Here is a 5601-nt window from a genome sequence, read left to right as displayed (position 1 = left end):
TCGGTGGTCAGCGCTTCGGTGAGATGGAAGTGTGGGCACTTGAAGCATATGGCGCTGCATACACCTTGCAAGAAATGCTCACAGTCAAATCTGATGACGTGGCAGGCCGGACTAAGGTTTATGAAGCAATCGTTCGTGGTGACGACACATTTGAAGCGGGTATCCCGGAAAGCTTCAACGTGCTCGTCAAGGAGATGCGCTCTCTCGGCCTCAACGTTCAACTCGAAAGTTCAATCGAAGTTGACGAAGACGGCATGGAAATTGAGCACGAGCCTAGCGAACCAGCCGAATAGGACAAAGCGTCAGCGTCAGGCGGTTTTATTGAAAGCTGCCTGACACCCCGTTTTTCGGAAAGCGCCGAACATCTAATAAAGATGTCGCAGTCTTTCCATCAAGGGCCAAGCCCAAAGGAAGAAGCAATGAATCAAGATCTTGCACACGTCTTCAGTCCAACTACGCCGACTCAAACTTTTGATCAAATTAAGATCACAATCGCCAGTCCGGAAAAAATTCGTTCATGGTCATTTGGTGAAATCAAAAAGCCAGAAACCATCAACTATCGTACATTCAAGCCTGAAAAAGATGGCCTCTTCTGCGCCCGTATTTTTGGCCCAGTAAAAGACTACGAATGTCTTTGCGGCAAATACAAGCGCATGAAATACAAAGGCGTCATCTGTGAAAAATGTGGCGTTGAAGTAACCTTGCAGCGTGTACGCCGTGAGCGCATGGGTCACATCGACCTTGCTGCTCCAGTTGCACACATTTGGTTTTTGAAATCACTCCCATCCCGTATCGGTCAGCTTCTTGATATGACGCTGAAAGGTTTGGAACGCGTTCTTTACTTCGAAAACTTCGTTGTGACAGAGCCGGGCCTAACACCGCTTACTGAATATCAGTTGATGTCTGAAGAAGAATTCATGCAGGCGCAAGACGAGTATGGCGTGGATTCATTCACTGCCATGATTGGTGCTGAAGCGATTAAAGAAATCCTCGCATCTCTCGACCTTGAGCAGCTTGCGATTGATCTTCGTCAAGAGATTGCTGAATCAACAACTGAGCTTAAGCCTAAGAAATTGGCTAAGCGTCTTAAAGTGGTTGAAGCTTTCATCGAATCTGGCAACCGCCCAGAGTGGATGATCATGGACATCGTTCCTGTGATCCCGCCAGATCTTCGCCCATTGGTTCCACTAGATGGCGGCCGTTTCGCAACGTCTGACCTTAACGACCTTTATCGTCGTGTGATCAACCGGAACAACCGCTTGAAGCGTCTGATTGAACTTCGTGCACCAGACATCATCATTCGTAACGAAAAACGTATGTTGCAAGAGTCTGTTGATGCGCTGTTTGATAATGGCCGTCGTGGTCGTACGATCACTGGTGCTAACAAGCGTCCGCTGAAATCACTTTCAGATATGCTGAAAGGTAAGCAGGGTCGTTTCCGTCAGAACTTGCTCGGTAAACGCGTTGACTATTCTGGTCGTTCCGTGATCGTGACTGGTCCAGAGCTTAAGCTTCACCAATGTGGTTTGCCGAAGAAAATGGCGCTTGAGCTCTTCAAGCCGTTCATCTATTCGCGCCTTGATGCGAAGGGCTATTCTTCAACTGTTAAACAGGCGAAGAAACTGGTTGAAAAAGAAAAGCCGGAAGTTTGGGATATCCTCGATGAGGTTATTCGTGAGCACCCAGTTCTCTTGAACCGTGCGCCAACACTTCACCGTCTTGGCATTCAGGCATTTGAGCCTGTGTTGATTGAAGGTAAAGCGATCAACCTGCACCCGCTTGTTTGTTCAGCCTTTAACGCTGACTTTGATGGTGACCAAATGGCGGTACACGTACCGCTTTCACTTGAAGCACAGCTTGAAGCACGTGTTTTGATGATGTCGACGAACAACATCTTGCACCCTGCGAATGGTCAGCCGATCATCGTTCCTTCACAGGATATGGTTCTCGGTCTCTACTATCTCTCAATCGTTGCAGAAAACGAGCCGGGTGAGGGGATGGCATTCTCAGACATGGGTGAAATTCTCCATGCGCTGGATAACAACGTCATCACGCTTCACACGAAAATTCGTGGTCGCTACAAGTCTGTTGATGAAGAAGGCAATCCAACGTCTGAAATCTTCGACACAACTCCAGGCCGCATGATCATCGGTAATTTGCTTCCTAAGAACGCAAAAGTACCATTTGATATTTGTAACCAAGAGATGACGAAGAAAAACATCTCAACCATGATCGATCAGGTCTACCGTCACTGCGGTCAAAAAGACACGGTGATCTTCTGTGACCAGATCATGTCACTTGGTTTCCGTAACGCTTGTACGGCTGGTATTTCGTTCGGTATGGATGACATGGTTATTCCAGACTCGAAATACACAATGGTTGACGACACAGAAGCACTCGCCTCTGAATTCGAACAACAGTATCAAGACGGCCTGATCACCCAAGGTGAGAAGTACAACAAAGTCGTTGATGCGTGGGCGAAATGTACAGATAAGATCGCTGACGAAATGATGGGCGAAATTAAAGCCGTCAAGTTCGATGAAGATGGTCGCCAAAAACAGATGAACTCTGTTTACATGATGGCTCACTCAGGCGCTCGTGGTTCACCAAAACAAATGCGTCAGCTTGCTGGTATGCGTGGATTGATGGCGAAACCGGATGGTTCGATCATCGAAACACCGATCACGTCGAACTTTAAAGAAGGCCTGACAGTGATGGAGTACTTCAACTCCACGCACGGTGCCCGTAAAGGTTTGGCTGATACAGCGCTTAAAACAGCTAACTCAGGTTACCTCACTCGTCGTCTTGTTGACGTTGCTCAAGATTGCATCATCAACGAAGAAGATTGTGGCACTGAAAATGGTCTGACAATGCAGCCAATCGTGGATAGCGGTCAGGTTGTGGCGTCTATCGGTAGTCGCGTTCTCGGTCGTTTCACGGCTGATCCGGTTAAAGATCCAGTCTCTGGCGAAATCATCGTCGAGAAAGGCATCTGTATTGATGAGAATGATGTTGTTGCGATCGAAGCGGCAAACGTTCAATCAATCCGTATCCGTTCAGTTCTAACATGCGAAACCAAGATTGGTGTTTGCGGAACTTGTTACGGTCGTGACTTGGCTCGCGGTACTGCGGTTAACATGGGTGAGGCTGTTGGCGTTATTGCTGCTCAGTCCATCGGTGAGCCTGGTACACAGCTTACAATGCGTACGTTCCACGTTGGTGGTACAGCGCAGGTTGTTGATAGTTCATTCCTTGAAAGTAACTTTGAAGGCACCATCAAAGTCAAAAACCGCAATGTGGTTCGCGACTCTGAAGGCAAGACCATTGTTATGGGTCGTAACATGTCTCTCATCGTTATTGACGGTGACGGAACAGAACGTGCGGTTCACAAGGTAAACTACGGTGCTCGTATCTTCGTTGATGAAGGCGATAGCATTAAAGCTGGCGACCGTATGGCTGAATGGGATCCATACACACGTCCAATCATCACAGAAGTTTCTGGTGTTATTGGCTTTGAAGACCTTGTTGAAGGCGCGTCTGTTACAGAAACAACAGATGAAAGCACAGGCATCACCAAACGCGTGGTTACAGACTGGCGCTCAAACAGCCGCAATGCTGATTTGAAACCAGCTATCGTAATCCACAAGGATGATGGCACAGTGGAAACATTGGCTCGCGGTTCAGATGCTCGCTATCTGCTTTCAGTAGATGCGATCCTCTCAGTCGACCTCGGCGCTAAGATCAATGCCGGTGACGTGCTTGCACGTGTTCCAATGGAAAGTGCGAAGACGAAAGATATTACCGGTGGTCTGCCACGGGTTGCTGAACTCTTCGAAGCACGTCGTCCAAAAGATCACGCTGTGATTGCTGAAATCGACGGTACAATCAAATTCGGTCGCGACTATAAGAACAAGCGTCGCATCGTGATTGAGCCACATGAAGAAGGTGCAGAAAATTCTGAATACCTTATTCCAAAAGGCAAGCCGTTCCACTGGCAAGAAGGTGACACCATCGAGAAGGGTGAATACATCCTAGATGGCAACCCAGCGCCACACGACATCCTTGCCATTAAAGGTGTTGAAGCACTAGCGGCATACCTCGTGAATGAAATTCAGGAAGTGTACCGTCTGCAAGGTGTGACCATCAACGATAAGCACATTGAGACGATTGTTCGTCAAATGCTGCAAAAAGTTGAGATCACAGATCCAGGTGACAGTGATTACCTCAAAGATGAGCAAGTTGATCGCACAGAACTTCGTGCAGCTAACGAAAAACTCGTCGATGAAGCACGCACACCGGCTCAGGGAACGCCAGTTCTTCTTGGTATCACCAAGGCAAGCTTGCAGACCCGCTCGTTCATCTCTGCCGCGTCGTTCCAAGAAACGACACGGGTTCTTACAGAGGCAGCCGTTGCTGGTAAGATTGATACACTCGACGGTCTTAAAGAGAACGTCATCGTGGGTCGTCTCATCCCAGCAGGTACGGGTGGCACAATGAATGAAGTCCGTCAGGTTGCTGGTCGTCGTGATGATCTCATCATCGATGCACAACGCAAAATGTCTGGCGTTGGTGAAGCCGAAACAATGCTTTCTGACATGCGTGATGCAGAAGCAGAAGAGCCTGCTGAATAATCAGCCTCTTCACTGTTGAAATTTAAGAACGCGGGCTGCAAGGCTCGCGTTTTTTCGTTGCACGGTTTGGTTCTATTGCTACCTTGGACAGAAGGTAGGAGGGGCGGTCGATCGTGCAATATCACCAAGACGGATTTAGAACAGGCAATCCGAGGATTGCCAAGGCGCTTGATAAAAGCGCGAAGCCTGCAAGCCACGTTGACGTGCTGATTGTTGGCTGTGGTCCGGCAGGACTAACGCTTGCAGCCCAACTCTCAGCATTCGACGACATCTCCTTCCGCATTGTTGACCAAAAGTCAGGCCCGCTCGAAGTCGGACAAGCCGACGGTATCGCCTGCCGCTCTATGGAAATGTTTGAGGCCTTTGGTTTTGCAAGGCGTGTGGAGGAAGAAGCCTATTGGGTCAATGAAACCAGCTTTTGGCGACCAAATGATGCAGGCGTAATTGGTCGAACAGAGCGCATTCAAGACGTGGAAGATGGCCTCTCAGAATTCCCACACACGATTTTAAGCCAAGCCCGCATTCATGATTTCTACCTCGACGTGATGAAGAACAGCGGACACCGTTTAGAGCCGGAATATAATCGTCGCTTGGTAACGTTGGAAAAGACGGATGAGGCAGACTATCCAGTCACCGCGGAATTTGAATGCCTCGATGAACCCAACAAAAGCGAAACAATTCGCGCCCGATATGTGGTTGGATGCGACGGTGCACGCAGTGAGGTGCGCCGTTCGCTCGGGCTCAAGCTACAAGGCGATTCCGCGCGTCAGCTTTGGGGGGTGATGGATGTTTTAGCGGTCACCAATTTCCCTGATGTCCGCCTCAAGTGTGCGATCCAATCAGCAAACAACGGCAGTCTTCTCATCATCCCGCGTGAAGGTGGGTTCATGGTGCGCATGTATATTGAGCTTGATGAACTGGCCGAGAATGAGAGAGCGGCAGATCGCAATGTGACGTCAGATGCATTGAT

Annotated in this window: 3 protein-coding genes; all 3 read left to right on the top strand. The window is 48.9% G+C overall.

Annotated elements, in window-relative coordinates; genetic code table 11:
• Window positions 1–293, top strand: a 293-nt coding sequence (locus ABJO30_10575) for a hypothetical protein (protein ID MEP3233261.1), incomplete at its 5' end; no start/stop codon positions are given.
• A gap of 126 nt (window positions 294–419) precedes the next feature.
• On the top strand, window positions 420–4631 hold the full coding sequence (gene rpoC / locus ABJO30_10570; GenBank protein ID MEP3233260.1) for a DNA-directed RNA polymerase subunit beta': 4212 nt from the start codon (window positions 420–422) through the stop codon (window positions 4629–4631).
• 113 nt (window positions 4632–4744) lie between these two features.
• A partial coding sequence (locus ABJO30_10565) for an FAD-dependent monooxygenase (protein MEP3233259.1) occupies window positions 4745–5601 on the top strand: 857 nt, incomplete at its 3' end.

It is taken from the genome of Hyphomicrobiales bacterium (assembly GCA_039973685.1).
Lineage (GTDB): Bacteria > Pseudomonadota > Alphaproteobacteria > Rhizobiales > JACESI01 > JACESI01.
This window is presented reverse-complemented; position numbering and strand designations above follow the sequence as displayed.